Origin of the sequence: Carboxylicivirga marina (assembly GCF_016612505.1) — a bacterium.
Taxonomy (GTDB): Bacteria; Bacteroidota; Bacteroidia; order Bacteroidales; family Marinilabiliaceae; genus Carboxylicivirga; species Carboxylicivirga marina.
The window spans coordinates 1-26,238 of sequence record NZ_JAENRR010000063.1; the positions used below are offsets into that span (position 1 = coordinate 1).

Below are 26,238 nucleotides of genomic sequence, written 5' to 3' on the forward strand. Positions count from 1 at the left end.
CCTTTTTATTGAAAATATGGATACAAAACTTCAAAGTTTTATCATAACAAACTATACGTCATTGCGGAGGCCTATACATGGCAAATGTAAAGGGATTAAAAAATAAGGCCAGCATTGCGCTGGCCTTTTTAAAGTATTTTTGTCAAGATGAAAATCAATCTTGCATCTTAAGTCTAATGTCTTGTGTCTAAATTACATATCTTCAAGCATATCAAGCTTTTTATTTAATAGCTTGATATTGCGTCGACCTGTCTCAATTTTATGTTGAAAATCACGAACCAATGCTTCTGATTTTTTCGATTTAGCGAAGAAACCGATGTTGTTTTCCCAAACAGTAATATCATTTTCAAGCTGCTTAAGTTTATTGATGATTTTATTACGTTCCTGCGTTAAGCGATCGTTTGCATGCTCTGTTTTATAGCTTTCAATCTTGTTTCTGAATTTCTCAACATTCTTCTCAAATTCATTCAGGTTAAGATTGTCAAAATACTGATTGATTAACGCACGGAATTCCTGATTTACGCGGTCTTTTTCTTTAATTGGTACGTGTCCGATTTCATTCCAACGATGCTGGAAGGCCTGTAATTTCTGGAAGTTGTCTTCGGCATTATCACTTGGTTCGAAGTTTTTAACTTCTTCAATCAATGCCTCTTTTAATTTCAGGTTTTCATCCTGTGATTCGTCTTTCTTGCTGAAGAATTTGTTCTTGTGCTCAAAGAAAGCATCACATGCTGTGCGGAATCGTTTCCAGATGGCATCTGATTGTTTGCGAGGTACAGGACCAATTTCTTTCCATTTCTTCTGAATCTTAATGAATTCGTCGGTCGTGCGTTTCCAGTCAGTGCTTTCCTTCATGCTTTCGGCCTGAACGCACAAATCAGTTTTTAACTGTAGGTTTTGTGATTGTTCAGACTTATATGATTTAAAGAACTGGCGCTTGTTATTAAAGAAATTGTCGCAAGCCGAACGGAAGCGTTCGTATATTTTATTATTATCTTTTTTAGGCGCAAAACCAATTGTTTTCCAAATGGTTTGTAACTCAATTAGTTCTTTGCTTTTCGCTTCCCATTCTTTAGGAGAATGTAACTCTAGGGCTGAAAGAACCTCGGCTTTTTCACAAAGCTCTGTTTTGGCTTCCAGATTTTTTTGTAACTGGTCTTTTAAGCCTTCGAAATATTCTTGATGGCGCTTATTAATTTTAGACGTTGCTTCTTTAAAGCGTGTCCATAAATCTTCTTTTTGCTCTCGCGGAACAGGACCTATCTCGCGCCATTGCTCATGGTACTTTTGTAAGGTTTTAAACGCCTTAACAATGGTAGGTTCCAGTAATAGTTTTTCGGCCTTTTCGCATAAACCAATTTTGGCTTCCATGTTCTTTTTCAAGTCCAGGTCGCGCAATTCTTTATTGATTTTAATATAGCTGTAAAAGCTTTCTATCGTATGGTTATAGGTTTCCCAAAGGTCGTGAACACGATTTTGCGGTATCACACCAATGCTACGCCATTTATCTTGTAACTCTCTAAAATGCTGGAAGGTTTCGTTTAATGATTCCTGACCGTTAATCAGCTCTTTAATGCCTTCAATGACACTTAGTTTAGCTTCCAGGTTAGTTGCTTTTTCTTCTTCCAGACGCTTATTAAACTCAGTCCGGCGTTCTTTAAACTCTTTCAAAGAGGCTTTTAAATCTATCTCATTCGTATCAACAGGTGCCGAAAAATCTTCTTCTTTTTCACCTGACTCGATAAATTTACGCTTTAAGTCTTCTACTTCAGCTGAATGCTTTTTGTAGAAAGCGGACTTAATAGCTTCTACTTCTTCTTTAATATTTTCAACCGGAAAATCTTTTAAAACAACCTTTAAGCGCTTAACCAATTCTTCTTTGCTTAGCATGATATGGTCAACAGGCTCCAATGCAGGTTGTGCCTCTTCTTCTTTAGCCTCTTCAACTTCATTTGCCTCAACATCAGCTGAAGCTTCAGGTGTTTCAGTAGTTTCTTTTGAATTGTTCTCGGTCGTTTCTTTTTCTTCAGCGGTTACTTCATCCGCAGGAGTAGGCACCTCGTTTTCGGGTGTGTTGCTTTCAGGCGTATTTTCAGCTTGATTGTCTGAATTCAAACCTGTACCATTTTCGGTTGGTTTGTTTAGGTCTTGTGCTTCCATAAGCTTTGAGTTCGTTTTCTTAGTTAAGAGATTATGGTTCTTAACATCAATTTATTTTACGAATATATTGGAAATCGGGCAATAGGCAAATTTTTACGCTTAAAAAGAGGACTGTGCTCAGTGATTCGTGCAAAGTGCCAAGTAGAATAGAAACTTCAGACCTAAAGCTTCGGTCTTCGGTCTTCATTTTTCTATCTTTGCCGTAAATAGAAAAATCAAGATGCGCATAGATATATTAACCTTATTTCCAGAGATGTTTGAAGGTCCATTAACACAGTCGATTATGAAACGAGCTGTTGATAAAGGCCTGGTGGAAATGTATTTTCACGATATCAGAGATTATACATTGGATAAGCACAAAAAGGTAGATGACTATGCTTTTGGTGGTGGTGCGGGTATGGTAATGACGATTCAGCCGATAGCCGACCTGATTGAAAAGCTAAAAGGCGAACGTAAATACGACCATGTTATTTACATGACACCTGATGGGCAACGCTTTGAGCAACGTATAGCCAATACGCTTTCGTTAAGCGAGAACATTATTATTTTGTGTGGTCATTATAAGGGCGTTGATCAACGAATAAGAGATAACTATGTGACCATGGAAATTTCCATTGGCGATTATGTATTGACCGGTGGGGAGTTAGCAGCGGCTGTAGTGTCTGATGCTATTATCCGTTTAATCCCCGGTGTGATGTCTGATGAAACATCAGCTTTAACCGATAGCTTTCAGGATGATTTACTGTCACCTCCTGTCTACACCCGACCAGCCGATTATAATGGTTGGAAGGTGCCTGATGTATTGTTGAGTGGTAATCAGGCCATGATTGACCAGTGGCGCGAGCAACAGGCCTATGAACGTACCAGGAAGATACGACCGGATTTGCTGGAAGAGTAGGCACGTATTTCAACTTCTAAAGTATACAGAAAAGTGTTCTAGAAGTATATGAATGCTAACGATTACACAAAGCCTTATAAGTACAAAAACGGCACTTATCAATATTTTCAACAGGCTGAAAGGGGATTTCAGGGTTGAACAGCTCTTCGAATAATTGGTCTAATCCGGCTTTAAATTCATCTCGTACTGGCTGCAGTAAAATAGGCTGTTTTTCTTTTCCTTCTTTTATAAACAACTGGGTGTCGTAACTCTTCTTGAAAACATCACGCACCCATATGACACCTGGCTGAATGGGCGTATTTTCATAAGCTGTTTCCTCTAAAATCAATGAATACAAAAGGGTTTGAAAAGTGGCTTTATTCTTTTTATGCTTATCTGTATTAAACAAATCAGCTATTGAACTTATCGTGGCATCACCTGTTCCGGTTTTGTAATCCATCACGCGCAATATGCCGTCTTTACTTTCCAGTCGGTCGATATAACCACCAATATTCAATTGAAGATGATTACTGATGTAGCTGTGCTCTACTTTTGGTTCGAGGTTCACAATTGTAAAAGGCGCTCGTGCTTTTTCAAGTTTTAGAAATTGCAACAAGTAACGTCGAATCACTTCAAACACCATCACATTTTTACCATGTATCTCAGTAAAGGTGCTTTTGCCTTTTTCGTAATCGGTCAGATGCTTATTAAAGCCCTCGCGGATAAGAGTATCAATGAGCTTTTTGTTTTTTATCCAGCTATCGATGTTGGCAGCCTCCACTTCTTTGCCAATTAGTGGTTTGTACAGGTTTTCCACCACATCGTGAAAGATCAGTCCAAAAATGCGTGCATCTGCTTCTTCGGTGATTTCATCTGGCTCCTTGATACCTGCTACTTTTTGGTAATAAAAGCGCATGGGGCATTCGATATATACCGACAAGGCACTAGGTGAAAGAAATTTGTCATTACCATGCTTGTACTTTTCAAGCTCCTGCATGATGGCTTCCGTTTTTTTAGCCACAGGATCAGGTGGACTTAGTAATGAAACGTTCCCAGATGATGTTTGAGATTGAACTTTTGCATTAAATTCATACTTAAGCTGGTAGAGGTAGCGACTCATCTCATTCGATTTCATTCCTTGTGCACCGGTTGAGTATAGTAGCTCTACCTTTTTAGCACGATGTATCAAACGGAAGAAATAATAGGAGAAAATAGTGTCCTGAAACTCAATGGTTGGCAGTTCAAAGCCGGCCCGCAGAGTAGCCGGTATAAAAGTATTGGGCGCCGATGTTTTCGGAAATACGCCTTCGTTTAAATCGAGAATAATCAGTTTATCAAAATCTAAAGCTCGCGTTTCCAGAATCCCCATTACCTGAAGCCCGGCCAGAGGTTCACCTTTGAAAGGTACTGTTTGAAAATCGGCCAGCTTTTTATACAATTTAATCCATGTTTCAGGAGTTATATCTGCTTGTTGATTTTGCTCCAACAAATCCTGCAGGCGCACAATGCTTTTGTGTAAAGCAAAGACAAATTCCCGCTCCAATAATTTATCTTCCTGTGGTTGTAGGAGCTCATATATTTTTATTAGTATATCAGTGAGGTAAGAAGCCAGCTCAGAACCATTATTAACCTTGCTGAAAATCAACTTGAAAAGTGCATTGCTTTGTAGCTCCTTAGCTTTTACAAAAATGACATTTCCCTTAACCAGTTTCTTATGCAATTGTCTACAATCATCTTCAGCCAATAAGGCAATATACTGGTGCTGCAGGATTGGTAAAACATGACGATGATATAACCAGGAACCATCCTTTCCAGTTCGGGCGTTGCGCTGCATTTCAAACAGTAGATTGACCAAACCAAAAATGGGGGTGTTGTTAAGCGGATAACCCATGGTAACATTTACACGGTCAACATTCTCAGGTATGCCATGCAATGCAGGCATGAGCATGGTTTCGTCGGCCAGCACAATGGCGGTCTTCAGGTCACTTTCATATTCATTTTTTAAAAATGTATAGACCGACTTTAATTGTTCGGTTGGGTTAGCAACTGCTGTGATGCTTATCTCAGGGCCTGTTTCGTTAAGCGGTATTATAAAATCTTTTGGTGATGGGTAGTGTAATTTATTTTCGTTTAAAAACAAACCAGGTCCGCGTGTTGGCATAATTTCGCCTTCTTTTTCTTGCATCCAAGGTGAAAAATCCCAGAAGAACTCAGCTAATTGCCTCTTTTTGAGATTATCCATTAGTTTACGCTCAGCTGGCGTTAAGGCATTTAATCCAACAAAAACGATTTTTTTCCACTTGATATCCAGGTGTGTTTCGCTTTTAATACGCTCGGCAATATCACGATAAACCATGCCTTCAAAAGCCAGAGATTGCACCGTCAGTTTATCCTTAAAAGCTTTATATACTTTAGGAATGTGTTCCCAATTTTCAAGAAATTGTGATTGGTGTGAGGAGAGTTGCTCGGCTTTAAAAGCGCCCCAAAAAGTTTTGATGGCATCCAGTTGTTTTTCATTCAAATGGCTGTAATCATCATCCAGTTCTTTGTATGAAATCAAGTTTGAAAACAATTGGTCAACATCAACCAGATACTTATCAATATCATCAAAATCACCCAAGAACAGTTCGCCCCATGGCAAAAACTCATCAAAGCTGGTGTCTTTACCACTAACCTGGTTATATACCTGGTGCAGTTGAAAAAGAAGCGTGATATTATCAGCCACTATTGGTTTAGAAAGCGAAGCGAAAAAATCGCTGATGGTCATTATTTCCGGAGCCCATGCAGGAGCATCTACCAGCTGTCGCAGATGGTTGGTAAAGAAGATGCCAGCTCGTTGGCTTGGAAATACAAAGCAATAATCGGCCAGTTCATCTTTTGAATTTTGATAATAATAAGTGGCTATGGAATTAAGAAAACCGGATGTCATGTGGTGAATTTAATGTGATAACAAATATAAGTAATTGAAGTCCGAAGACCGAAGCTTTACAAGCAAAGTTTTTTATTCTCTATCATTATAAGTAAGCGTATAGCTGAGCCTGCCTATAGTATTTTCCAATTAATAACCAAGTATTAGAATTATTCAAAAACCTGTTTTACAATAGGTGCTCGAGCTTAAAAATATTTTAACTTTAATCTCAGTTATTTGTTAAAAAAGGAAAGAAACACAAAATAGAACCGAAACTAATACAGTTTTATGGATAAATTCTCATTTCTGGGCAATAGTGAAATAAGTTCAATAGACGAACTTTACCAACAATATAAACAAGACCCAGACTCTGTTGAGGAGTCATATCAAAAGTTTTTTCAGGGTTTTGATTTTGCACTTGAAAACTACCATCAAGCAAGTACTTCTGGTTTTGTCGACAAAGAATTTCATGTTTTAAATCTGATTCATGGCTATCGTCAACGTGGACATCTGTTTACCAAAACAAACCCGGTTCGTACGCGTCGTAAATATTATCCAACACTGGATGTTGAAAATTTTGAGCTGTCTGATAAAGATTTAGACACCGTTTTTCAGGCCGGTAATGAACTCGGCATTGGCTCTGCTAGTCTAAAAGATATTATTGCACATCTTCAGCAGACCTATTGTCAGTCAGTAGCTGTTGAATATCTGTATATTAGACATCCGGAGATTTTGAGTTGGATGAAAAGCCGAATGGAGAGCGTTAAAAATACACCTGATTTTTCGCCAGAAAAGAAACGGCTTATTTTTAATCAACTTAATACAGCAGTAGGCTTCGAAAGCTTTATTCACAAGAAATTTGTTGGACAAAAACGTTTTTCTTTAGAAGGTTCAGAAACGCTGATTCCTGGTTTGCATGCCTTAATTAATAAGGGTGCTGAATTAGGTGCTGAGGAAGTGGTTATTGGAATGGCCCATCGCGGTCGCTTAAATGTTATGACTAATATCCTTCAGAAACCGTTTAAAAATGTTTTTAAAGAGTTTGTTGGTGATGAATATGAAGATGGGATTTCACTGGGTGATGTTAAATACCATTTAGGTTACTGCAGTGATATTGAGACGAACAATGGTAAAAAAGTACGCGTTAATCTGGCGCCAAACCCATCTCACCTCGAAACGGTAGCTCCTATTATAGAAGGTATTTCCCGTTCGAAAATAGATCATAAATACGGAAAAGACTTCGATAAAGTGGTGCCTATTGTAATCCATGGTGATGCCGCCATCGCAGGACAGGGTGTGGCCTATGAAGTGGTACAGATGGCGCAGTTACGCGGTTATAAAACCGGAGGAACCATTCATATTGTCATAAACAACCAGGTCGGATTCACGACGAATTACCTCGAAGGGCGTTCATCTACCTATTGTACCGATGTGGGTAAAGTAACGCGTTCACCGGTTTTTCATGTTAATGGCGACGATGTAGAGGCCTTGGTCTATACTATTGAATTGGCGATGGAGTATCGTCAGCGCTTCAATTCGGATGTGTTCATCGACCTGTTATCTTATCGAAAATATGGTCATAACGAAGGTGATGAGCCTCGTTTTACACAGCCTATTTTATATAAAGAAATTGCCCGTCATAAAAATCCGCGCGATATTTATAAGCTTAAACTTGAGGCAGAACAGGTCGTTTCAAAAGAAGATGCGAAGAAAGAAGAAACCAATTTTAACCAGTTATTGGAAGAGGAGTTGGAAGCTTCAAGAAAAATCAAAAAGGTGGTTATTCAACGTTTTCTGAACGACGACTGGAAAGCTTATCGCCACTCTGAGTCGAAGGATTTTGTTAATTCGCCCGATACATCTGTTAAGAAGAATGATTTGCTTCATTTGTTGGAACGAATAAATCATTTACCAGAGGATAAAAAGTTCTTTAAGAAGCTTCATAAGATTGTAAATGATCGAAAGGAGATGGTTAAGAATGATCGCTTAGACTGGGCTTTAGGTGAGCAGTTGGCTTATGCGTCGTTGGTTTCTGAAGGTCATCCTGTAAGGCTGAGTGGGCAGGATGCTGAACGTGGCACTTTTGCGCATCGTCATGCCGCCTTAACCATTGAAGATACTGATAAGCGTTATCGACCTTTGCAGCATATTACGCCTGATCAGGCTACTTTCAAAGTATTCAATTCATTATTATCAGAGTATGGAGTAATGGGTTTTGAATATGGTTATGCTTTAGCAAAGCCTGAAGGCTTAACCATTTGGGAGGCTCAATTTGGTGATTTCTATAATGTTGCTCAAGTAATAATAGACCAGTATATTTCATCGGCCGAAGAAAAATGGGGCTTAATGAATGGCTTGGTATTACTATTACCACATGGTTTTGAAGGGCAGGGGCCTGAGCATTCAAGTGCGCGGGTAGAACGCTTTTTATCGTTAGCGGCACGTAACAATATGCAAGTTGTTAATTGTACCACTCCGGCGAACTTTTTCCATGTGATGCGACGCCAGTTAAAACGTGATTTCAGAATCCCGTTAGTGGTGTTTACACCAAAGAGCTTGTTGCGTCATCCTAAATGTGTGTCATCGATATCAGACTTCGAACAAGGAGGTTTTAAGGAAATTATTGATGATAATAACGTGGATGTGAATGATGTGAAGCGCGTGGTGTTCTGCACTGGTAAAATCTACTATGATTTATTGGCTCGTAAAGAGGAGCTTGATGCGCGCGATGTGGCTCTGGTTCGTATGGAGCAGATGCATCCATTTCCTGAAGAGCAAGTAGATGCCATATTGAAAAAATACAGCAATGCCATGTTGCATTTATGGGTTCAGGAAGAACCAGAGAATATGGGTGCCTGGAATTATATTCGTAGCAAAATGCCTGATGTTGAAATCATACCTGTTGCACGAATTGCAAGTGGAAGTCCGGCCACAGGTTTAAATGGATTGCACGTGATTGGTCAGAATGAAATCGTTAATAAGGTATTTAAGGCTTGCCATTGTGAGCGTCAGTTAAAGTATTGCGGCTTGCAGTGTGTTGAAGGAAAATCACGAACGGAAATTTTGAAGCAACACAAATATTTTGAAGAAAAACCAAGGTTTTCGATATAAGAATTAGTCAGTAGTGAATTGTCAGTAGTCAGTGGAAGTAATCAGGTCTTCGGACATCCAGCTAATGACTTCGGACTTAAAAAAGATAAACATGATTGTTGAAATAAAAGTTCCAACCCCTGGAGAATCCATTACAGAAGTTGAATTAGCCAGCTGGATGGTGTCAGATAGTGACATTGTAGAGAAAGACCAGGAAATAGCAGAAATAGAATCGGATAAGGCCACCTTGTCATTACTTGCAACCGAATCGGGTAAAATTAAAATTATGGTTGAGGGTGGAGAAACAATTGCTGTGGGAGCAGTTGCTTGTTCTGTGGATACTGATTTTGCAAATGAAGTTCCTTCACCAAAAACTGAGGGTACACCGGTTGAAGAAAATAAGCCTGAAGAGGTGTCAAAAGCTATTGCTGGAAATGAAAAATCAACTGCTAATAGTCAGTCAGATACGTATCCGGATGCCAAGGTTTCTCCATTAGCTAAAAAGGTAATGGAAGATGCTAACCTTGATGTTGAACAGGTGATTAATGGTTTAAGACGTATCTCGACCAAAGAGGTGGAGATGGTTAAAAATATGCCAGTTGAAGAAAAGACTGCACCTGCGTCGACATCGGCTTTTATTGATAACAATGGCAGCCGTGAAGCAGAACGCCAAAAGATGACCATGCTGCGCAAAAAGCTAAGTCAGCGTTTGGTGTCGGTTAAAAATGAAACAGCGATGCTAACTACTTTTAATGAAGTAGATATGTCTGCTGTAATGAATTTGCGCAAGAAATACCAGGCCAGGTTCATTGATAAACATGGTGTAAAGCTGGGTTTTATGTCTTTCTTTATTAAAGCCGCATCATTGGCCTTAAAGCATCACCCAATGGTGAATGCCATGATGGATGGTGACGAAATTGTAATGCCGGAATATCATGATGTATCAGTGGCTGTTCAAACGCCTAAAGGTTTGATGGTGCCAGTGATTCGAAACGTTGAAACACAAAGTTTAGATGGTATTGAATCATCATTAAAGGCTTTGGCTGAAAAAGCCCGTAAAGGAAAAATTGGTTTGGATGAAATGACCGGTGGAACTTTTACTGTAACCAATGGCGGTGTTTTTGGCTCGATGTTAAGCACACCAATAATCAACCCCCCACAATCGGCCATTATGGGAATGCATAATATTGTAGAGCGCCCGGTGGCTGTGCATGGTAAGGTTGAAATCCGACCAATAATGTACCTCGCGCTGTCATACGATCATCGCATTATTGATGGAAAAGATTCAGTAGGTTTTCTTGTGAAAGTGAAAGAAATGATTGAAGATCCGGCAAAATTATTAGCTGGAGGATTCGACCCAGAGCAAGCTGTTTTGGGATTATAGATAAAAGTATAGATAAATTATAGGCCGTTTTGATTCTGTGTCAGAGCGGCTTTTTTATTTACTATTATCTAAATCATTCTCACAGAAGATTGTAAAATAGAGAAGCGTAAACTATCAAAAATAGGAGCTTAGGTTTTTTATGAATGGTTTGTTTTAAAATGAAATATTCTTAGCAATTAGTTTAATTTTACCGTCTGTAATTTCAATAAAGTAGCATGATTAATACAAAGCAAACCAGTAATTATAAATTCGTTCAAAATACAAAGTGCGAATACTTCCCATGTCACAAAACAAAAGACAAAGCTGAATTTAACTGCCTGTTTTGCTTTTGTCCCCTATACATGTTAAAAGATAAATGTGGTGGTAATTTCAAATATACCAACAACGTGAAAGATTGCAGTGATTGTTTGATACCTCATTCAAAAGGAGCTTATGAATATGTAATGAGTAAAATGAAGTTAGTGATTGAAATTGGTAGCCAAAAGGAATCAGTCAAATAGAATGCTGGGAATCCTTATTACATCTATTATCAGGTTGAAGGAGGACAAAAGGATTATGAATTAAGTATCAAAGCCAAGCAGGTATCTTTATTTCCAATAATGCCATCGGTTAGTTGGCGATTTAAGTTTTAATTATACGCCATGTTTTATTATTAGTCATCGTATTACTAGCTTCTTGTTCAAAAGAGATTGAAATTGAGCAGATAGATTATGAGTCCAAAATTGTGGTTGATGGATGGATTGAAAAAGGTACTTGGGCCAATGTTCTGCTTACCATGAGTTCTCCATTTATGACTGATTATGATTCAGCTTCCATACGAAGTACATTTCTGAATTATGCTAAAGTGACTATTACGAATGGTAAAGGTGAATCAGAGGTGCTCACATTATCAAAACAAGATGATTTTTTTCCACCTTTTGTATATAAAACAATAACAATGAAAGGTGAGGAGAACGAAACCTATCACTTAGAGGTTCTTTATAAAAATATACGTGTGACAGCAACTGCGTCAATTCCTTCGTTACCAGAGGTTGTGGGGGTTAATTGTGAAGCTGTTTCTGATACATCAATGATAATTAACGCAAGTGTGAATGATGATGTTTTAAATGAAAACTATTACTATTCGCATATTAATGTCAAGCATTTTGATACACGTTTTCATCCTACTGATAATCCTTTACGTAGCGACCGGCTTTTTAATGGGGAGTACCACACTTTTCAGATAAAACGAAGCAATCAATCCGATCCTTTAAATATTTATAATATCGATTCGGAACGCAATATTTTATCCGATGAGTTTGCTATTTCGGATACCGTTTTGGTCAAAATTTCGCTAATAGATGAGGAAGCTTATCGTGTTTTAAATGGAATTTATATTGACCATCTAAGTCAAAGTAGCCCTTTTTCTTTTGTCGATCAAAAAACACATACCAATATTCAGGGTGGTATTGGGCGTTAGACCGGATTATCTTCTCGAAATTTCTTGGTGCATAATAAAAAAGCCCCTCAGTAATTAAACTAAGGGGCTGTACTTTTATATTCTATCTTAATTTATCGAATTCTATCCATCGATTTTAAAAGTGCAATATCTTTGGCAACAGCTCTTAAAGCTAAGAAAGTAAGAATCATTGCAATCACCGGAAACGCAGTTGTGATTTTATAGTTTAAAACACCAGTTAGGTCATCAATTAGCTGAGTTCCCAAAAAGTAAATCATCCCTGTAGAGCCTAGTAGTAGTGCCATATTTAACCCGCACAAACGAATCTGAAGTACGCGTTTTTTGTACACAAAAATGCTAATAAAAGAAACGAATGTAGCTACCGTTAATAATATTGCCAAAGCCAGTGTTGGAATAATTGTCTCGCCATCAGTATTCGTTAATCCTCTGTAAGTGAAGCTATATACTTCATTTGTTTCAGTCTCGATTTGAGCAAATGGGAAAAAGAACAAGCTACCCATTAAAAGAGCGCTAAGTAATAAATATACCGTTTGAATTCTCTGTATCATCGTTAATCGTTTTGATTCATTGTAAGTCGCGAATTTACATATTTATTGTAAATACCCGATGAAGTAAAAGGTGATTTTGTATGAATCGTATTATTGATTACAATCGTTTGTGGCTCTAGAATTAAAAAGTGCAGGTTTACGTAAAAATGTAAATACACATTGCTTTTTATATCAAAAAATCACTAATTTGACTTCAAATAAATTTCACATGCGAAGAATAGAAGAATCTGAACTTATTATAAATCCGGATGGAAGTGTATTTCACTTACATCTGAAGCCTGAAGATATTGCTGAGAATATTATTTTAGTTGGTGATCCGGGGCGTGTAGAGTTAATTAGCTCTTTTTTTGACACCATTGAACTAAAAAAATCGAATCGCGAATTTGTATCTTGCACTGGTACTTTAAACGGCAAAAGATTAACAGTTGTAGCAACAGGAATTGGAACGGACAATATTGATATCGTAGTTAATGAGTTGGATGCTCTGGTTAATATCGATTTTGAAACAAGAACGATTAAAGAGCAGCATACAGCTCTTAATTTTGTTCGAATAGGGACTTCAGGTGCCCTGCAAAAAGATTTACCAGTAGATTGTTGGCTGTTAAGTGAAAAGGCCATTGGTTTTGATGGTTTAATCAACTTTTATGCAGGTCGTAATAAGGTGGTTGATGATGATTTTGAACAGGCATTTACAAAGTCATTAAATTGGAATCCATTATTAACAGCACCTTACGTAGTTGATGCAGCGCCCGATTTACTTTCAAAGCTGGTTGGTGAAAATGTAATAAAAGGAGTAACGATTTCGGCTCCTGGTTTTTATGGGCCACAAGGGCGTGAGCTGCGTCTGCCAATTGCCGATGCCAATATCAACGACAAAATTACAGCATTTCGATATGATAATCATCGTGTAACTAATTACGAAATGGAATGTTCGGCTATCTATGGCTTATCGGCATTGTTAGAACATAAGGCTGCAACAGTTTGCGTAATAATTGCTAATAGATTAGCTGGTACAGCCAGCAAAGATTACAAGCCTGTAATGAAAAAACTGGTTGAGCATGTGTTGAGAGGATTAACTAAATAGTTAGAAGTATGGATAGAGAGAAAATAAAAGCGCTGATAACATTGTTAGATGATCCTAATGATGAGGTGTATGCATCTGTTGAAAGTGTTTTGCTAAAGGAGCCCATAGAAATAGTGCCCGAATTGGAAAAGGCATGGGAAACCTCTTTTGATAACATCTTTCAGGAGCGCGTCGAAAACATTATTCACTCTATCCAGCTTAACGACACGCATGCCGAACTTAAGAATTGGTTAAAATCACCTAACCAGGATTTATTGTATGGTGCTTACCTGGTTTGTAAGTATCAATATCCTGATGTAAGTATCATCCATTTAAAAGAGCAACTGTCTGAATTAAGAAAGGATATTTGGCTTGAGATGAACGAGCACTTAACCTCATTGGAAAAAATACGCATCGTTAATCATGTTTTATTTGATGTGCATAAGTTCTCGCGTAATACCAGTAAATATTTGGCACCTGAGAACAATTATATTAAAGAAGTACTGAAGACTCATAAAGGAAACCCATTATCTGTTTCGGTTATATATTCCATATTGTGCCGTGAGTTAGGCATGCCTGTGTTTGGTGTTAACTTGCCTAAAAACTTCATTCTTGCTTTTGTAGATGAGTCGGCCATTAGTGATAATGAGCAAATTAAAGATGAAGCTGCTGTGTTATTTTACATCAACCCAATTAATAAAGGTGCTGTACTCGGTCGAAAAGAAATTGAGTATTTCATTAAGCAGCAAAAGTTGCAACCAAAAGAGGAGTATTACTTGCCATGTGATAACGTAACCATTATTAAACGAATGCTAAATAATCTGAGATTTGGATATGATAGCAAAGGCGAAGAGGGAAAAAAAGAGGAGATTCAAAAGATTTTAGCGTTATTTGATGAAGCAAACCAACACCCAATTGAATAATTCTAACTGAAGATAAGATAATGAACAAATTATCAGAACTACAACCTCGTGAGGTATGGAGGCATTTTGAATCCATTTGCCAAGTACCTCGTCCTTCAAAAAAGGAAGAGAAAATTATAGCATTTCTTTTAAAATTTGCCGAAGACAATGGGTTGGAGGCAAAAAAGGATCACATCGGTAATGTATTGATTAAAAAGCCGGCTACTGAAGGACGTGAGCAGGTGAAGTCGGTTGTTTTACAATCGCATATCGATATGGTTTGTGAAAAGAATAGCGACAAAAAGCACGATTTCGATAATGATCCAATTATTCCGGTTATTGATGGGGATTGGGTAAGGGCTGATGGAACCACACTTGGTGCCGATGACGGTATTGGTATGGCAGCTCAAATGGCTTTATTATTAGCAGATGATATAGAGCATGGACCAATCGAATGTTTATTCACTGTTGATGAAGAAACAGGCTTAACAGGAGCCTTTGAATTGAAAGAAGGTTTTTTTGAATCAAGTATTCTTCTAAATCTGGATTCGGAGGATGACGGTGAATTGTTTATTGGTTGTGCAGGAGGTGTGGATACGCTTGCTAAATTTCCTTTTAAGAAAGAAGCTCCTTCAGAGGGAGGTTTTGCATTTAAAGTAACTGTTTCAGGGCTAAAAGGTGGGCATTCCGGTGATGATATTCACAAAGGCTTAGGTAATGCCAATAAAATTGTTAATCGCTTTTTATGGGAAGCCAGCAAGAAATATGATTTACGCTTGGTTTCATTTGATGGCGGTAACCTGCGTAATGCAATAGCTCGCGAAGCCACTGCTATTGCTGTTGTGCCAAATTCGAACAAAGAACAGGTACGCGTAGCCTACAATATGTTGTTTCATGATGTGCAAATGGAGTTGAAAGCAACTGAGCCAGAATTGCGCATGAAGCTTGAATCGGTAGATTTGCCTGAATTTGTAATGGATGAAGAGAGTCAGCTAAATTTGTTGAATGGCTTATATGCTTGTCCGCATGGTGTTATTGAAATGAGTCGTGAAATTGATGGCTTGGTTGAAACATCTACCAATTTGGCTTCTGTCAAAATGAAGGATGATCATGTGTTTGTGACTACCAGCCAGCGTAGCTCTGTTGAGAGTGCTAAAGAAGATATTGCCAACATGGTTGAGTCGGTTTTTAAACTGGCAGGAGCCGAGGTAATTAATTCTGATGGATATCCGGGCTGGGCTCCAAATACTGATTCGGAAATATTGAAGATTACCCGTGATTCGTATAAAGAATTATTTGGAACAGATCCGGTTGTTAGGGCTATTCACGCTGGCCTTGAATGTGGTTTGTTTCTTGAAAAGTATCCAAATATGGATATGATTTCTTTTGGACCAACCATTAGAGGAGCACATTCACCCGACGAACGAATTGAAATTGAAACTGTACAGAAGTTCTGGAAACACCTGATTGATGTACTTGATAGAATATCGTAAGAAAAGAAAAAGCCGGATAATCTCCGGCTTTTTTGATATTTTGAGTAACATAAATTTGTCATTCGATTAAAGTTGGATATTTCCCTCCTTTTATAGCCGTAAACAGCTCTGATTTAGCTTCACAGGCGCAAGCTCCACTACTGCAGGCACTTTTTCCTGGCGCAGGTTTAAATATGCGCACAAAGAACATGATGACCTGATAAAAAGCCCAGGCAACTGCTAAATATGTCAGTATATCTTGTATCATAACTTTAAAACAACATATGACCAATCTGGTTCACTGCAAATGCCAAAATCCAAGCCAGGCCTGTAGTATATCCAATGGTAAATAATGCCCATTTCCACGAGGCTGCTTCCTTTTTAATAGCTGCTATAACCGCCACACATGGGAAGTAAATCAGTATGAATATCATAAAGCCAAAAGCTGTAATTTTATTAAAAACAGGTGTGCCATCGGCATACTTTTCATCACGAATTTGAGTGATGAGCTGTTTCGATTCCTCTGAATCATCATCGGAGTGATAAATGACGGCCATGGTGCTAATAACAATTTCTTTGGCAGCAATTCCTGTAATAAGGCTAACACCCATTTTCCAATCAAATCCCAAAGGTTTAATAACTGGTTCAATGGATTTTCCGAGTTGCCCAATGTATGTATTGCTCTGGTATTCGCCTTTTTTCAATAACTCAATAGAATCGGTTTTGAACTGGAGAGCTTCAATATATGTTTGCTTTAATTCTTCTGGAGCTTCACTCGATAATGAAGCATATTTAGAATTTAGTTGTTCAATTTTTGCATCAAAATCTTCTGAATATTCAACATTCTGCGGAAAGTAACTCAGAAACCAAATGATAATGGAAGCCACTAATATTATTCCACCCATCTTTTTTAAGTACTCAGCACCTTTATGCCACATATGACGTATCGTATTCTTTAATGTTGGGATACGATAAGGAGGTAACTCCATTACAAATGGAACTTCATCGTGCTTAAAGATAAATCGCTTAAAAATACGAGCTATCAATACGGCCAACAGAATACCTACACCATAAATCGCAAAAAGCATTGTGCCAGCGTTCTCGGGGAAGATGGCGCCAATGATTAAGATATAAACCGGTAATCGGGCACTACATGACATAAATGGATTAATCAACATCGTGAGTAGCCGGTTGTTGCGATTTTCGATGGTACGTGTTGCCATAACAGCTGGTACATTACAACCAAATCCCATTACGAGTGGTATAAAAGACTTGCCATGCAATCCCATTTTATGCATCAGCTTATCCATAATAAAAGCTGCCCGGGCCATATACCCGGTGTCTTCCATAAAAGAAATAAAGAAGAACAAAATAAGAATGTTGGGCAAGAATACGATTACACCACCAACGCCACCAATGACACCATCAACCAATAAATGTTTAAAAGAGCCATCGGGCATAATTGCACTTACAAAATCGGCCAGGTAACCAACTCCTGCTTCAATCCAGTTCATTGGATATTCACCTAGCTTAAAGGTGGTTTGAAACATGAGCCACATAAAGAAAATGAATATTGGAAATCCAAAAAGACGGTGAGTAATAATTGAGTCGATACTATCTGTTCGTCTGCGACGTGTTTGAGGATTTTCGGTATATGTTTCTTTTAATGCACCTGCTACAAAGCCATAACGTGAGTCAGTAAAAGTAGATTCAGAATCTTCCTGAGATTGTTTTTCAATTTTTCTTGTCAGATTCTCAATTTCTTCCAAAATAGGGGCATAAAGAGCCTGATTGCCCTGTAGATATTCCAGCAGTTGGCTATCTTTCTCTAATGCTTTAATGGCGAGATAACGTGGGGATATTCGATTGGCAATATCGCCAACTTCCGAAAAAAGTGTATCAAGCTTTTCAATAGCTTTTTCTAATAAATCACCATAATTAACATGAATGTGGCGTACAATAGGGTCGCGATCTTCATAAACATCAATCAGCTTATCAAACAATTCAACTATCCCTTTACCCCTCGAGCTAACTGTGGGTATAAAAGGAATACCTAACATACCGCCAAGTTGGTCGTAATCGAGTTTGTCACCTCTATTCTGCATCTCATCAAACATATTGAGAGCAACAACTACTTTGATATCTAAATCAATGAGTTGTGTTGTGAGATAAAGGTTTCGTTCTAAATTGGAGCTATCCAGTACGTTAACAACAATATCTGGTGTTTCGTTGGTAATGTGTTCCCTTACAAATGTTTCTTCAGGAGAATAGGCTGATATGCTATAAGTACCAGGTAAATCGATGATATTAAACTGATAGCCATTATGATGAAAAGTCGCAGCCTTTGAATCGACTGTTACTCCACTGTAGTTACCGACATGTTCTTTGGCTCCACTGGCATAATTAAATAACGTTGTTTTACCACAATTAGGGTTACCAACCAATGCAATATTAATAATTCGATGCTTTTTATTGGCTGTTTGCTTTAATATATCATCCGAAAAGGTTCCCTGATAGCTTATGTCCTCAAGGTCTTTTGCTTCTTCAACAGTGACAACTTCAATTAATTTGGCTTCGCTCCGGCGTAATGAAATTTTGTAATCTAATATTTGGTACTCAATGGGATCCTTCAATGGTGCATTTTTAACAACGGTAATCTTCTTACCTTTGATAAAGCCCATTTCTGTTATGCGTTTCCGAAAGGCTCCATGACCTTTGACCTTTACGATAACGCCTTCTTTTCCATTGCTTAATTCAGATAAATTCATTTGAAAGTGTATTGAATAGTCGCATTTTTTGCAACTCACAAATGTACATTTGAATGCTTGATACTACAATAGCTAAAAGTAGTGATTTTGAATTTTATTAAAAATTAAAAAGGTACGGTCTTATAACTTTTTATGATGATACGCGTTTACTATGGGGTATGAATGAAATAAATGGTAATACAAAGTTAGATCAAGTACTAAAAAAGTACTCTGGGAATATATCAATTCTCGAAGAGGCTATTGATGTAAAGTTGCAGGCTGAGTATTTTAAGGAAAGTAAAAAGCAAAAGCAAGAATTGATAAAAGCGGATGTTTTAAGTAAAAAAGAACAACTGTTTGAAGCTTCCGTTTGTGTTGAACAAAAGAAAGAGTTGCTATGTCAGTTAGCATCAATTGATGATGTAGAAGCATATCGAACATTAGAAAAATACAAGCAGGAAGCTGCAATTGAATTGACTGATTGGTCTATTCTGGCTTTTCAGGAAAGTAAGATGTTAATACAAAGTGCACTGTTAGATGAAAAACCCCTATTTATATCAACAGGCTTAGGTGGAAGAGGGCACTTGTTAAGGTATTTTATCGTTTTGTTTACCCATGATTACCAAGCCTTTTCGGAATACCAGGGAGAGCTGATTAAAAGTGAAGTAGATTATACATTTAAAAAAGTGGCGGCAGAATTGGAAGACTTGACTATTAAGGGGTGTTATGTAACAATTTCGGCTCTTGTTCCAATTGAAATACCATTAAAGAAGGTTTTGTCGGGAATTGTAAAGCAATGTAATGAGATTGGTAATTTTTTAAATCCATCTGTGTTGGTGACCAATGTTAAAAAGCTATCAGCCAATGATATTGAGGGATTAGTTAATAAGAATAAGAAAAAAAGTTCGAAGTAGATGAGTATTGCAAATAATATAGTAAATGTAGCTATACAGGTTTTACCCATGTCAGATAAGCATGACATGTACGATATGGTAGACGCGGCTATAGAATTGATTCAGAAGTCTGGGTTAACCTACAAAGTAACACCGTTTGAAACGGTTGTAGAAGGAAAATACGACGAAGTAATGGAATTAGTTAAGAAGGTTCAGGAGGTTTGCTTTACGAGTGGAGCCGAAAAACTTTTGTGCAATCTAAAAATTCAATCACATAAATCAAATGCTGTACTGATTGAAGATAAGGTGGGGAAATATGAGAAATAAAAAAAGGTTGCCTGAGCAACCTTTTATATATCTTAAGAAATAAGATTTACTCATGTAAATCTTCAAATTCTACACTTGTATATTCTGCCGTTACAGCTTTGGGTTCACTTACTTCACCTGTGTTTTCAATTGTTTGATTTTCTTGAATGAAACCAACTGTTTCCTGTAGCCCATTAACGAACTTTTCAAAATCTTCTTTATACAAGAAAATTTTGTGTTTCTCAAAGTGGTACTTACCATCTTGATCGTAGCGCTTTTTACTTTCTGTAATTGTTAGATAGTAATCGTTTTTTCTTGTGGCTTTTACATCAAAAAAGTAAGTTCTTTTTCCTGCTCTTATAGCCTTTGAAAAGATTTCATCTCTGTCATTCTTTTCAAAACCATCTTTTTTTTCAAATCCTTCCATTGTTTTCTTTATTGTTTTGGAAACAGCTTGTGTGCTTCAAAAATGATAAATATTTACTGATTTACCAATCTTTTTTTTACAATTTTTTGATGTTTTTCAGATAAAGAAACATACTCTGTTATCTTCTAACTTTTATAAGTTAATGCTAATTGAGAGAAGATCAGATATTTAATATAATTCTTAAAATACATTAGTGATTTAACTGTTTTTATCAATATTGTTGGTGAATCCACTCAATTTTTCTGAGGATTATTAAATGGCCTTAATTAAAAAATAATGGTGATTTTGATGATGTTATGAAATTCATGCAAACTTAAGGTGCAACTCTTTTTAAAAGCACTTGATGCAATTAAAAAAAAAGCTACTTTTGCATTATAATTAGTAAAAAAGTTCTTTAAGGATGTTAAGTAGAAGATTGTTACGAGTTAAAGTTGTGCAAATGGCTTATGCACATCACCAGAAGGGTGAGGTGTCTATACAACAAACAGAAAATGAGCTATTTCATAGCATTGCAAAATCTCATGAGATGTATCACGCGTTCTTGCTATTGATGCTTGAACTAAAGAATTTTGCAGAAAACAGAATTGAGCTGCGCAAACAAAAGAAACGTCCGTCAGAAGAAGATTTAAATCCTAATATGCGATTTGTTGATAATGGCTTTTTAGTTCAATTGGCCAATAACGAATCTCTTTTAGCATATAACACTAAAAACGGAACTCCCTGGGCTGATCATCCCGAAACCATTAAAGCTTTATTTAATATCGTTAGTGAGTCAGCTTTATACACAGAGTATATGTCTACTGAAGCTGGCGATTATGAGGCTGATAAGCGATTCGCGGCTAAACTACTTGAAAAGGTAATTGCACCATTCGAGAGTTTATACACAATGTTTGAAGAGCAAAGTGTTTATTGGAACGATGAAATAGAATTCGTAATATCAATGGTTGTTAAAACCATTAAAGGGTTTAAACAAGAAAATGAATCAAGCGAAGCATTGCTTCCTGAGTTTAAAGATGATGAAGACCGCGATTTTGTTCAGCGATTATGCCGAAAAACCCTGGTAAATCAGACTGATAACATGAACTTGATACAGAAATTTACTAAAAACTGGGATTTCGATCGTGTTGCTTATTTAGATGTGGTGCTTATGCAAGTTGCAATCGCTGAAATTGTTGAGTTTAAGAACATACCAATTAATGTATCTTTAAATGAATACATTGAAATTGCAAAGTTCTATTCAACAAACAAGAGCGGTGTGTTTATCAATGGAGTGCTTGATAAAATAACGGAGCATTTAATTGACGAAAAAGTAATTAATAAGCCAGGTAAAGTCAACAAATAATATGTCTGTTCGCTTATCTTGCCTGTTATTATTAACAATTATTGCTGGCTGTAATCTAAATGATAATAAACAATCCGCAAGTATTAAAGGAAAAGGTAAGCTGAAGTTTGTTGAGTTGTCTCATAGTTTTGGAGAACTCAATCATGGTGATGTTGTTGGTCATCGCTTTAAGGTTATTAATGAGGGGAAATATCCAGTTGTAATTCAAAAAGTAGAAAAAGGGTGTGGTTGTACCGATGTTATTTATAAGCAACAACCTATTAAGCCCAATGACACAACGTTTATCGAAGTGGTTTTTGATACAAATGGATGGCATGGCAGGCAGGTAAAGCAGGTTGTTATTCATGCCAATGATTCAATAAAGAAACACGAACTACTGGTTTGGACTAATATTAAATCGAAAAAATAATTATATCATGAATTTATTAAATGTATTTTTAAGTATGCCTCCACAGGCTGCTGAAGGTGGAAATCCATTAATGTCATTTGCACCATATGTACTTATCATCATTGTATTTTACTTCTTTATGATTCGTCCTCAGATGAAGCGTCAGAAGGAATTGCGCAAATACCGTGAGGCATTAAAGAAAGGTGATAAAGTGATCACAACAGGTGGTATTTATGGTAAAGTATCAGAAATTAAAGAACAGCATGTTGTTGTTGAAATTGCTGATGGCGTTAAAGTAAAAATGGATAAGTCGGCCATTGTAATGGATATGTCCGATGTTTCAGCTAATAAGTAAGAACAGGAAGTGAGTAGTTGCATCGTTTTCTAGTAAAGATTATTTACTTTTGTGATAATCTGATTAGTAAACTATGGATAAGGCAAAAACACTTTTTGATAAATACTTAAAACTTATAAAAGGTAAAACCAAGGAGGTACGCGAAGATGGAAATGCGCTTATCTTTTTGGTTTTCCTGTTTTTGGCAGCCTGCTTTTGGGTATTGAATGCCCTGCAGAAAGACGATTATACCACTGAAGTAAAATTTCCTGTTAAGTTTGTTAACGTGCAGGATGATGAAATCGTATCAGGTAGCCTTAAGCGTGATTTGACGCTTAAGATAAAAGGCGGCGGTTTCAAAATTCTTCCCTATCATCTAAGTCAACGCTTTTCGGCCGAGGCAATCGACATTACCAATCTTCGACGCATTAAAGTAAATGATGTTAACGGTGCATACTTAAATTCTAAAGAATACTTTAAATTAATTGAAGGTAAACTGGCGGTGGGGCTTGAGTTAGTAAATATTTCACCTGATACATTGTTTGTTCCTGTAAAACAAAAGAAGTCAAAAATGTTACCTGTAAGGGTAAATGCGAGTGTCACCTATGAAGAACAATGCCAGTTGTCGGGTCCAATAAGCATATTGCCCGATTCGGTTATGGTTTCTGGAGCCGAGGAGGTGTTGGATTCATTAGATGCGATTTATACAAAAGCCTTGGTTTATGAAAACCTTTCAGACACGATAACCCGGAATGTATTACTTGATAAGGGGGAGCAAATTGAGTTAAAAACTAAACGTGTAGTAGTAACCATTCCAGTAGAGCCTTTTACGGAGGCAAGTATTTCGGTGCCAATTGAAGCAATTAATTTACCTGATGATATTGAGCTTAAATCATTCCCTTCTGCTGTGAATATTTCTTACCATATTGGATTAAGTCGTCCGTTGTTTTCAACATTGGATTTCAAGGCTAGTATCGATTTCTCAAATATTGACTTAAATAATCTGCCACGAAGATTAAAGGTAAAGATAAATGATTCACCAAGCGAAGTTCATAATATGACATATCAGCCCATGTTTGTCGAATACCTGCTTGAAAGAAAGGAGCACAATTGATGATTGTTGGATTAACTGGTGGTATAGGAAGCGGTAAGTCAACAGTTGCTATGCTTCTACGACAACTGGGCTTGCCAGTATACGAAGCCGATGTTGAGGCGAAAATGTTAATAAATTCTGATGACTCAATTCGCAGAGCAATTATTGAATTATTAGGGGATGAGGCATATACTAAACATGGCTATAACAGGCCTTTTGTGGCGAATAAAGTGTTCAATAATTCAGGTTTGTTAAGTCGGCTTAATCAAATTGTTCATCCGGTAGTTTCCAAGCATTTTTCAAAGTGGGTTGATGATATAAATTCTTCCATTGTTTTTCAGGAGGCTGCAATTTTATTCGAAAACGGAAGCTATAAAAAATTTGATAAGAATATTTTGGTGACTGCTCCGCTGGCAATTCGTACTAATAGGGTGATGAAACGCGATGGCTTTAGTGAAGATGAAGTAAAGATTAGGATAAGTAGGCAATGGACTGATGAAGCGAAAATCCAACTCACAGATTACATCATTAAATGCGATGGAAAACATCTGGTCATGCCACAGGTTTTTAAGATTTTAAAAGATTTAGGATGGGATTATTAGGTTCTTTTTTAGGGGCAAGTATTGGTTGGTGGACAATAGGACCAATTGGAGCAATAATGGGATTGGTGTTTGGTCATCTGTCAGAAGAACAGGCATCTTTTGTGAATGGTAAAAAGCAAACATCTCAACAACAGGCTCGAAGTGGTTTTTTGGCTACTTTACTAATTTTGGTTGCCGCAGTTATGAAGGCTGATGGTAGAGTGTTAAAGTCGGAATTGGATTATGTGAAAAGAAGTTTGGTCGCCACTTTTGGTGAAGTTGAGGCTGGCAAGGCACTAATTATGTTGCGTGATATCTTAAATCAGGATATTTCGGTTGATGATGTGCTTCACCAGGCGCATCGTAATATTAACTATTCGTCTAAAGTGCAATTGATGCACTTGTTATTTGGCATAGCACTGGCTGATGGTAAGGTAACTGCAGATGAACAACGCTTTTTACACCATATTGCTTCTGGTTTAGGAATATCAAATCAGGATTTCGATTCAGTTAGTTCAATGTTTATTAAATCGTCGTCATCGGCATATAAAACTTTGGAAGTATCAAAAGAAGCTACCGATGATGAAGTAAAAAAAGCCTACAAAAAGATGGCTGTTCGTTTTCATCCCGATAAAGTGGCACATTTGGGAGATGATATTCGTAAAGATGCTGAATATCAGTTTAAAAAGATTAATGATGCTTATATGCAAATTAAGAAGGAGAGAGGATTAAAGTAATTAACTGATACTTTAAATAAAATCTTTTTGCTTTAAGCAGCTATAATTTTATTTTTGCAAGAAATATAAAACACGAAATAATGTTAAAAGGAATATTAGCAATATCAGGTCAGAGAGGATTATTTAAGTTGGTTTCTCAAGCTAAGAATTCAATTATTGTTGAATCACTAATCGATGGGAAAAGAATACCTGCCTATGCTACTTCACGCATCAGTGCCTTAGAAGATATATCAATTTACACCGAAGATGAGGATGTTAAACTTTTTGATGTATTCAAAGCTATTTATGAGAAAGAAAATGGTGGTATGGCAATAGCTCCTAAAAGTTCTGGTAATGAGCTAAAGGCATACTTCACCGAGATTTTGCCATTGTATGATAAAGATCGGGTTTATGTGTCAGATATTAAGAAAGTGCTGACTTGGTACAATCTATTAATGGAAAACGAACTATTTGATCCTAATGCTACCGAAGAAGATGAGGATGAAGCTGAATCAGCTGAATAGTAAATGTTAAAAATAAAATTGAAAGAGGTATTCACTTGTTGAGTACCTCTTTTTGTTTATGTATGTTTCAATTGTTTATATTTGTTATTAATATCAACCTTAAATTATAAACTATGAAGAAATTGTTATTAGTTGTATTTTGTGTGATCGGGCTTGTTCAAATTAAGGCACAGCAACGTGTTTATTCTGTTACTAGTGGCGAGATGATATTTGGCTGGGCAGATGTTGAACAGGCACCACTCGGAGGAGGAACTATGGAAAGTATTTCCAATAACCTCCGTTTTAGTGTTTTCTTTCATGTTGGTCAATATGTTCATTTAGATTTAACAAATACTCTCGGCCTATACTCTGGTTTAGCTATTCGAAATATTGGATTTATCACCGAAGATGATGCTTTAGACCTTGGTGTTGAAAAAGAAAAACATCGTTCATATACTTTGGGCTTGCCATTGGCCCTAAAACTTGGTTCGTTTCGCGATCACTTTTATGTTTTTGGTGGGGCTGAGTATGAATTGCTTTTTCATTATAAATATAAATACTGGATGGATGGCGATAAGCATAAAACCTCAGAATGGTTTAGTGATAGAACAAATCTCTTTTTGCCTTCTGTTTTTGCAGGTGTTCAATTTCCTCGAGGATTAAATGTGAAGTTTAGATATTATTTAGATGATTTTCTCAATTCTGATTTCAAAAAAGGAGACAACCCTTTAAATGACTATTCTAGATATGGGAAAACACAAATGTTTCATGTATCAGTTTGTTGGCAATTTGATACCAGAGATATTGAAAAATTATGGGGTGGAGAAGGTTCTGGTCGTACATATGACGCAAAAATTTAAAAATTATTCATACTGTTATAAGGCTCCCAAGTTGGAGCCTTTTTTTTTATAAAAAACTTTCCACCACCAACCCCCACCAAATCAATTCTTAAGCCATACTCTTTCAAGCTGCCTCATAAATTTTTCGTTTTTTAATTTGGAGATACGAAAAATACTTCCTTATTTTGCACCCGCTTTTGAGAACA

Annotated in this window: 24 protein-coding genes; 18 read left to right on the forward strand and 6 right to left on the reverse strand. The window is 37.0% G+C overall.

What is annotated here, in order from left to right:
- Positions 1-192: 192 nt before the first annotated feature.
- Positions 193-2,160, reverse strand: coding sequence for a DUF349 domain-containing protein (locus JIV24_RS18455; protein ID WP_200466555.1), 1,968 nt, complete (start codon positions 2,158-2,160; stop codon positions 193-195).
- 220 nt (positions 2,161-2,380) lie between these two features.
- Between JIV24_RS18455 and trmD the strand changes: the two genes are divergently transcribed.
- On the forward strand, positions 2,381-3,058 hold the full coding sequence (trmD, locus tag JIV24_RS18460) for a tRNA (guanosine(37)-N1)-methyltransferase TrmD (RefSeq protein ID WP_200466556.1): 678 nt from the start codon (positions 2,381-2,383) through the stop codon (positions 3,056-3,058).
- 55 nt (positions 3,059-3,113) lie between these two features.
- On the opposite strand, the gene JIV24_RS18465 is transcribed toward trmD, so the two are convergent.
- Positions 3,114-5,966, reverse strand: a complete 2,853-nt coding sequence (locus tag JIV24_RS18465; RefSeq protein WP_200466557.1) for a PD-(D/E)XK nuclease family protein — start codon at positions 5,964-5,966, stop codon at positions 3,114-3,116.
- Between the two features lie 267 nt (positions 5,967-6,233).
- Here JIV24_RS18465 and JIV24_RS18470 point away from each other — a divergent pair, with 267 nt between their 5' ends.
- The 4 genes from JIV24_RS18470 to JIV24_RS18485 all read left to right on the forward strand — a co-directional run bounded on the left by JIV24_RS18470 (position 6,234) and on the right by JIV24_RS18485 (position 11,878).
- Positions 6,234-9,056, forward strand: a complete 2,823-nt coding sequence (locus JIV24_RS18470; protein WP_200466558.1) for a 2-oxoglutarate dehydrogenase E1 component — start codon at positions 6,234-6,236, stop codon at positions 9,054-9,056.
- A gap of 91 nt (positions 9,057-9,147) precedes the next feature.
- Positions 9,148-10,419, forward strand: a complete 1,272-nt coding sequence (gene odhB / locus JIV24_RS18475) for a 2-oxoglutarate dehydrogenase complex dihydrolipoyllysine-residue succinyltransferase (protein ID WP_234445878.1) — start codon at positions 9,148-9,150, stop codon at positions 10,417-10,419.
- Between the two features lie 215 nt (positions 10,420-10,634).
- The gene (locus JIV24_RS18480) at positions 10,635-10,919 is read left to right on the forward strand and encodes a cysteine-rich small domain-containing protein (RefSeq protein ID WP_200466559.1); all 285 of its coding nucleotides are present in this window, start codon (positions 10,635-10,637) and stop codon (positions 10,917-10,919) included.
- A gap of 275 nt (positions 10,920-11,194) precedes the next feature.
- Positions 11,195-11,878: a DUF4249 domain-containing protein gene (locus JIV24_RS18485; protein WP_353890333.1), complete on the forward strand. Its 684-nt coding sequence runs from the start codon at positions 11,195-11,197 to the stop codon at positions 11,876-11,878.
- 92 nt (positions 11,879-11,970) lie between these two features.
- Here the strand turns inward: JIV24_RS18485 and JIV24_RS18490 are convergent, their stop codons facing one another.
- Positions 11,971-12,426: a DUF4293 domain-containing protein gene (locus JIV24_RS18490; RefSeq protein WP_200466560.1), complete on the reverse strand. Its 456-nt coding sequence runs from the start codon at positions 12,424-12,426 to the stop codon at positions 11,971-11,973.
- A 208-nt stretch (positions 12,427-12,634) separates the two neighbouring features.
- On the opposite strand from JIV24_RS18490, the gene JIV24_RS18495 reads away from it, so the two are divergent.
- The 3 genes from JIV24_RS18495 to JIV24_RS18505 are packed head-to-tail and all read left to right on the forward strand — an operon-like array spanning position 12,635 to position 15,884.
- Positions 12,635-13,510 (forward strand): nucleoside phosphorylase, encoded by an 876-nt coding sequence (locus JIV24_RS18495; protein WP_200466561.1) that lies wholly within the window; start codon positions 12,635-12,637, stop codon positions 13,508-13,510.
- Positions 13,511-13,518: 8 nt separating this feature from the next.
- On the forward strand, positions 13,519-14,412 hold the full coding sequence (locus tag JIV24_RS18500) for a transglutaminase-like domain-containing protein (protein ID WP_200466562.1): 894 nt from the start codon (positions 13,519-13,521) through the stop codon (positions 14,410-14,412).
- A gap of 20 nt (positions 14,413-14,432) precedes the next feature.
- Positions 14,433-15,884: an aminoacyl-histidine dipeptidase gene (locus JIV24_RS18505; RefSeq protein ID WP_200466563.1), complete on the forward strand. Its 1,452-nt coding sequence runs from the start codon at positions 14,433-14,435 to the stop codon at positions 15,882-15,884.
- Positions 15,885-15,942: 58 nt separating this feature from the next.
- Here the strand turns inward: JIV24_RS18505 and JIV24_RS18510 are convergent, their stop codons facing one another.
- Positions 15,943-16,131 carry a hypothetical protein gene (locus tag JIV24_RS18510; protein WP_200466564.1) on the reverse strand — a complete coding sequence of 63 codons (189 nt, stop codon included), beginning with the start codon at positions 16,129-16,131 and terminating at the stop codon, positions 15,943-15,945.
- A gap of 4 nt (positions 16,132-16,135) precedes the next feature.
- Positions 16,136-18,631, reverse strand: a complete 2,496-nt coding sequence (feoB, locus tag JIV24_RS18515; protein WP_200466565.1) for a ferrous iron transport protein B — start codon at positions 18,629-18,631, stop codon at positions 16,136-16,138.
- A 158-nt stretch (positions 18,632-18,789) separates the two neighbouring features.
- On the opposite strand from feoB, the gene JIV24_RS18520 reads away from it, so the two are divergent.
- Positions 18,790-19,524: a hypothetical protein gene (locus JIV24_RS18520; protein WP_200466566.1), complete on the forward strand. Its 735-nt coding sequence runs from the start codon at positions 18,790-18,792 to the stop codon at positions 19,522-19,524.
- Positions 19,525-19,830, forward strand: a complete 306-nt coding sequence (locus JIV24_RS18525; RefSeq protein ID WP_200466567.1) for a thiamine-binding protein — start codon at positions 19,525-19,527, stop codon at positions 19,828-19,830.
- 46 nt (positions 19,831-19,876) lie between these two features.
- Here JIV24_RS18525 and JIV24_RS18530 read toward each other — a convergent pair whose 3' ends face one another.
- Positions 19,877-20,236: a DUF3276 family protein gene (locus tag JIV24_RS18530; RefSeq protein WP_200466568.1), complete on the reverse strand. Its 360-nt coding sequence runs from the start codon at positions 20,234-20,236 to the stop codon at positions 19,877-19,879.
- Positions 20,237-20,636: 400 nt separating this feature from the next.
- Between JIV24_RS18530 and nusB the strand changes: the two genes are divergently transcribed.
- The 8 genes from nusB to JIV24_RS18570 all read left to right on the forward strand — a co-directional run bounded on the left by nusB (position 20,637) and on the right by JIV24_RS18570 (position 26,053).
- Positions 20,637-21,578: a transcription antitermination factor NusB gene (gene nusB, locus JIV24_RS18535; RefSeq protein ID WP_200466569.1), complete on the forward strand. Its 942-nt coding sequence runs from the start codon at positions 20,637-20,639 to the stop codon at positions 21,576-21,578.
- Position 21,579: 1 nt separating this feature from the next.
- Complete coding sequence (locus JIV24_RS18540; RefSeq protein WP_200466570.1) at positions 21,580-21,987, forward strand: DUF1573 domain-containing protein; 408 nt, start codon at positions 21,580-21,582, stop codon at positions 21,985-21,987.
- Between the two features lie 7 nt (positions 21,988-21,994).
- The gene (yajC, locus tag JIV24_RS18545; protein ID WP_200466571.1) at positions 21,995-22,321 is read left to right on the forward strand and encodes a preprotein translocase subunit YajC; all 327 of its coding nucleotides are present in this window, start codon (positions 21,995-21,997) and stop codon (positions 22,319-22,321) included.
- Between the two features lie 73 nt (positions 22,322-22,394).
- Positions 22,395-23,414, forward strand: a complete 1,020-nt coding sequence (locus tag JIV24_RS18550; RefSeq protein WP_200466572.1) for a CdaR family protein — start codon at positions 22,395-22,397, stop codon at positions 23,412-23,414.
- Positions 23,414-23,995 (forward strand): dephospho-CoA kinase, encoded by a 582-nt coding sequence (gene coaE / locus JIV24_RS18555; protein WP_200466573.1) that lies wholly within the window; start codon positions 23,414-23,416, stop codon positions 23,993-23,995. Before JIV24_RS18550 ends, coaE begins: the two co-directional genes overlap by 1 nt.
- Positions 23,983-24,711, forward strand: coding sequence for a TerB family tellurite resistance protein (locus JIV24_RS18560; RefSeq protein WP_200466574.1), 729 nt, complete (start codon positions 23,983-23,985; stop codon positions 24,709-24,711). The genes coaE and JIV24_RS18560 overlap by 13 nt, the downstream gene beginning before the upstream one ends.
- An 80-nt stretch (positions 24,712-24,791) precedes the next feature.
- Positions 24,792-25,214, forward strand: a complete 423-nt coding sequence (locus JIV24_RS18565) for a DUF5606 family protein (protein WP_200466575.1) — start codon at positions 24,792-24,794, stop codon at positions 25,212-25,214.
- A 113-nt stretch (positions 25,215-25,327) separates the two neighbouring features.
- The gene (locus JIV24_RS18570; protein WP_200466576.1) at positions 25,328-26,053 is read left to right on the forward strand and encodes a hypothetical protein; all 726 of its coding nucleotides are present in this window, start codon (positions 25,328-25,330) and stop codon (positions 26,051-26,053) included.
- The last annotated feature ends 185 nt before the right edge of the window (positions 26,054-26,238 follow it).